The sequence below is a fragment of the Nonomuraea sp. NPDC049784 genome (assembly GCF_040659615.1).
Lineage (GTDB): Bacteria > Actinomycetota > Actinomycetes > Streptosporangiales > Streptosporangiaceae > Nonomuraea.
Window position 1 is genome coordinate 1 of sequence record NZ_JBFAMX010000758.1, and the last position, 4243, is coordinate 4243.

Here is a 4243-nt window from a genome sequence, read left to right on the forward strand (position 1 = left end):
CCCACCCGCCACCCACGGCACGGTCGGCCATCCCGGCTCGACCGCGATCCCGATGATCGGCGTCGCCCCTCCGGCGAACGGCAAAGCGAGCGTGACCAGCGTGAACGGCACGATCGCCAGAGTGCAGCCGCTCACCAGGCCGCCGATCGCCAGGTGCAGGGTGAACCAGGCGGCGGTGCGACGGCGCTCCTGCCAGGAGCGCCCCGCCTGCCTGGGCGGGGTCTCGACGTGCGCCCCGAGCAGGCCCTGCGCCGCGTTCACCTCCAGCCCGCGAACGGGCAGGAACAGCCCGGTCAGGGCCACCACCGGCAGCACCGCCACGAACACCCCGATCTGGATGGGCAGCAGCAGGTTGGCGCTCTGCCCCTGCCACTGGGCGGCGAGGACCCCGGCCATCATGTACGGCATCAGCAGCGCGCCGCCCAGGATGAGGCACGCCCATCGGCGGGGCAGGTTCCTTCTCACATCCGCGATTGTATGTCGACGGTTATTCGCTCTCAGTGGAATGCGCCCTTAGAGAAATGCGCCCCCAGCGAAATGATCCCAGAATTACCGGCCGCCGGGTCTAGCGTTTTTCCCAGAAATATCCAGCACAGAAAGGCGACCGGTCATGACGGAGACCCAGCGCGCGATCTGGCCTGACCAGCTCAGCCAGCGGCTGCTGAAGGAGCGCATCGTTGTTCTCGGCCAGGAGGTGGACGACGACATTTGCAACCGGCTCTGCGGGGAGCTCCTATTGCTGGCGGCCGAAGACCCCAGGCGCGACATAACGCTTTACATCAATTCGCCGGGCGGATCCGTGACCGCCGGGATGGCGCTCTACGACATGATGCAGTTCATTCCGTGCGACGTGGCGACGGTGGCGATGGGGTTCGCCGCGTCCATGGGGCAGGTGCTGCTGACGGCGGGCGCCAAGGGCAAGCGCTACGCCCTGCCCAACGCCCGCGTCGTCATGCACCAGCCGCTCGGCGGCATCGGCGGCTCGGCCAGCGACATCCAGATCCAGGCCGACAACATGCTCTACACCAAGCGCCGGATGGCCGAGATCATCGCCCACCACACGGGCCAGCCGCTGGAGCGCATCCAGGCCGACTCCGACCGCGACCGCTGGTTCACCGCCCCGGAGGCGCTCGAGTACGGCATCGTCGACCACATCGCAGAAGGGATGAACTGATATGAGCGGCCGTTACGTGCTGCCCTCGTTCACGGAGCGCACTTCGTACGGCGTCAAGGAGATGACCCCGTACACCAAGCTCTTCGAGGACCGGGTCGTCTTCATCGGCGCGCCCATCGACGACGTCGTGGCCAACGACGTGATGGCCCAGCTGCTCACGCTCGAGTCGCTCGATCCCGACCGGGACATCAACATCTACATCAACTCCCCCGGCGGGTCGTTCACGGCGATGACGGCCATTTACGACACGATGCAGTTCGTCCGGCCGGAGATCCACACCGTCTGCATCGGCGAGGCCTCCTCGGCGGCGGCCGTCCTCCTGGCGGCGGGCACACCCGGCAAGCGCGCCGCCCTGCCGCACGCCCGCATCCTCCTGCACGAGCCCCACGCGGAGGGCGGGCGCGGTCAGGGGAGCGACCTGGAGATCCACGCCAGGGAGATCCTGCGGATGCGCGACCAGCAGGAGGAGGTGCTCTCCCGGCACACGGGGCGGGGGATTGTGGAGATCAGGAAGGACATCGAGCGGGACCGGATCTTCACGGCGGAGCAGGCGCGCACGTATGGGCTGGTGGACGACATCTACGCCTCCAGAAAGCGCTCCCTGACCGCCGCCCGCTGACCCGCCGCCAGGGCCCTCGCGTGTGGACTGGGGTCCCCTGAGCCTGCGCCCCGGACGGGGACGTGCGGGTCGCCCAAACCACGGTCCGGCATGTGGTCCCGTCCCGGGAGCCCCTTCCGGGCGGGGCCCTACTGCCCCGCGGACACCCCAGGGCCCTGTCCGAGCGTGCAAGTGCGACTTGTACACTCTTGGCGTTTCTCGGGGGAAAACGGGGGAGTGGCGTGCCGCTGGAGCAGGTCCTGGTATTGATGGCCGCAGCGGTAGGGGCGGGGTGGGTCGACGCCGTCGTGGGCGGCGGCGGGCTGTTGCAGCTTCCCGCGATCCTGATGACCGGAATGCCGACCGTCGAGGCGATGGCCACCAACAAGTTGTCCTCGGTCTTCGGGACCGCGTCGGCCGCTGTCGCCTACGCCCGTTCCACCAAGGTCGATCGGCAGGTGGCCTTCCCTGGCGCGGGGCTGGCTGTGGTGAGCGCCGGACTGGGGGCGTGGGCCGCGGCGGCGATCTCGGCCGAGGTGCTGCGGCCGGTCGTCATGGTGGTGCTCCTGGGTGTGGCCGCTTTCGTGACGTTGCGGCCCGCGCTCGGGGCCGTGCCGGTGCCTCATCTGCGTACCAACGCCAGGGTGTTCGCCGCCGTGGCGACGGCGGGGGTCGGGATCGCCTTCTACGACGGCATCGTGGGACCCGGCACGGGAACGTTCCTGATCATCGCCTTCACCACCATCCTCGGGCTCGACTTCGTCTCGGCCTCCGCCTCCGCGAAGATCATCAACATCGGGACGAACCTCGGGGCGTTGGCGGTGTTCGGGGTGCAGGGGCACGTGAACTGGGCGCTCGGGCTCGGCATGGCCGTGTGCAACGTGGCCGGGGCCCAGCTGGGCGCGCGGATGGCGCTCAAGCGCGGCACCGCCTTCGTGCGGATCATCCTGCTGTGCGTCGTGGTGGCCCTGGTTGCCCGGCTGGGGTGGCAGCAGTTCGCCGGCTGATGGCGACGTCAACCCCTTGGCGTCTGGGGGAAGGAAACGGGGCGCCTCCGCGAGCCGGGGGCGCCCGGGGGTGTGCTGTGAGGGGCGCTAGGCGAGCAGGGCGCGGACGTAGTCGCCGATCGGCTGGGTGGGGCGACCGGTGAGCTCGCGTAGCGTGCCGGGGGTGTCGGCGAGCCAGCCACGGGAGATGTTGACGTCCACATCGGCCAGGAGCTCGGCGAACGGGGCCGGGAGGCCGGCGCCGGCCAGGACCCCCGCGTACTCGTCCTTCGGCAGGTTCCGGTAGGCGACCTCCTTGCCCGTGACCTTGGAGATTTCGGCGGCCAGGTCGGCCAGGGTCCAGGTGGTGTCGCCGGTCAGCTCGTACACCTTGCCCTCGTGGCCCTCGCCGGTCAGCACGGCGGTCGCGGCGGCGGCGTAGTCCGCGCGGGAGGCGGAGGCGATCCGGCCGTCGCCGGCGGCGCCGTACACGGCGCCGAGCTGGGACGCTGTGGTGATCGACCGCTCGTAGGCCTCGTTGTACCAGTTGTTGCGCAGGATCGTGTACGTCACCCCGGACGCCTTGATGTACTCCTCGGTCGCCCGGTGGTCGGCGGCCAGGCCGGCCTCGGTGGTGTCGGCCTTGGGCGCGCTGGTGTAGACGAGCGCGGCCCCGGCCTGCTTCGCCGCGTCCACGACGGCCGCGTGCTGCCGCGCCCGCTGGGGTTCGACGCCGGAGATGAGCAGCACCTTGGTGGCTCCCCGAAGGGCGGCCTCGATCGTCTCGGGCCGGTCGTAGTCGGCCTCGCGAACCTCGACGCCGAGGTCGGCGGCCTTCTCCGGGGTCCGTGCGGCCGCGACGATCTGCGCGGCCGGGACCCGCTTCTTGAGCTCCTCGATCACCAGCCGGCCCAGGTGCCCGCTCGCTCCGGTTACCACGATCATGGTTTCTCTCCCTCAGTACTTTCTGCTGGTTAGTGGTTTCTATCAGAAAGTACACCCAAAGGCGTAAGCTGGCAGCCATGGAGGAGTTCGATGAGCTGGTGGCCGATGTCTTCTCGCGCAGGTGCACTTCGCGCACGGTGCTGGAGACCCTCACCGGCCGATGGGCGATCCTGGCGCTGGTGGCCCTGCACGAAGGGCCCTACCGCTTCAACGCGCTGCGCCGTCGCGTCGACGGGGTGAGCGAGAAGATGTTGTCCCAGACTCTGCACGCCCTCGAACGCGACGGGATGGTGCTGCGGGTGGCGGAGACCTCGATCCCGCCCCGGGTCGAATACAGCCTCACCTCGCTGGGCCGCGAGGCCGCCGAGCGCCTGATCCCCCTCCTGGAGTGGGTGGAGGAGCGCATGCCCGAGGTGGTGTCCGCCCGGGAGGAACACGCCTCGCGCTAGGGAGTGTCTGACAATTCGGCGTGCCGGAGCCAGAGCATGAGCGAGGCGATGATGACGCCTGCCAGGTAGCGGGTGGCCAGTTTGTCGAAGC

At 69.5% G+C, this 4243-nt stretch carries 5 protein-coding genes and 1 pseudogene; 4 read left to right on the forward strand and 2 right to left on the reverse strand.

Annotated elements, in window-relative coordinates; translation table 11 throughout:
* A pseudogene (locus tag AB0J09_RS57790) lies at positions 1-465 on the reverse strand (hypothetical protein); the annotation flags it as partial.
* Between the two features lie 145 nt (positions 466-610).
* Between AB0J09_RS57790 and AB0J09_RS57795 the strand changes: the two are divergent.
* From AB0J09_RS57795 to AB0J09_RS57805, 3 genes are all read left to right on the forward strand, one after another.
* Positions 611-1174 carry an ATP-dependent Clp protease proteolytic subunit gene (locus AB0J09_RS57795; RefSeq protein ID WP_360711535.1) on the forward strand — a complete coding sequence of 188 codons (564 nt, stop codon included), beginning with the start codon at positions 611-613 and terminating at the stop codon, positions 1172-1174.
* A 1-nt stretch (position 1175) separates the two neighbouring features.
* The gene (locus AB0J09_RS57800) at positions 1176-1793 is read left to right on the forward strand and encodes an ATP-dependent Clp protease proteolytic subunit (protein WP_360711538.1); all 618 of its coding nucleotides are present in this window, start codon (positions 1176-1178) and stop codon (positions 1791-1793) included.
* 221 nt (positions 1794-2014) lie between these two features.
* Positions 2015-2779: a TSUP family transporter gene (locus tag AB0J09_RS57805; protein ID WP_360711541.1), complete on the forward strand. Its 765-nt coding sequence runs from the start codon at positions 2015-2017 to the stop codon at positions 2777-2779.
* An 87-nt stretch (positions 2780-2866) separates the two neighbouring features.
* Here AB0J09_RS57805 and AB0J09_RS57810 read toward each other — a convergent pair whose 3' ends face one another.
* Complete coding sequence (locus AB0J09_RS57810) at positions 2867-3703, reverse strand: SDR family oxidoreductase (protein WP_360711544.1); 837 nt, start codon at positions 3701-3703, stop codon at positions 2867-2869.
* 77 nt (positions 3704-3780) lie between these two features.
* Between AB0J09_RS57810 and AB0J09_RS57815 the strand changes: the two genes are divergently transcribed.
* Entirely contained in the window at positions 3781-4152 is a 372-nt protein-coding gene (locus AB0J09_RS57815) for a helix-turn-helix domain-containing protein (protein ID WP_360711547.1), read from the forward strand.
* The last annotated feature ends 91 nt before the right edge of the window (positions 4153-4243 follow it).

Coding starts and splice junctions, on each gene's coding strand:
- AB0J09_RS57795 (WP_360711535.1), top strand. CDS start 611: ATGACGGAGACCCAGCGCGCGATCTGGCCTGACCAGCTCAGCCAGCGG.
- AB0J09_RS57810 (WP_360711544.1), bottom strand. CDS start 3,703: ATGATCGTGGTAACCGGAGCGAGCGGGCACCTGGGCCGGCTGGTGATC.
- AB0J09_RS57815 (WP_360711547.1), top strand. CDS start 3,781: ATGGAGGAGTTCGATGAGCTGGTGGCCGATGTCTTCTCGCGCAGGTGC.
- AB0J09_RS57800 (WP_360711538.1), top strand. CDS start 1,176: ATGAGCGGCCGTTACGTGCTGCCCTCGTTCACGGAGCGCACTTCGTAC.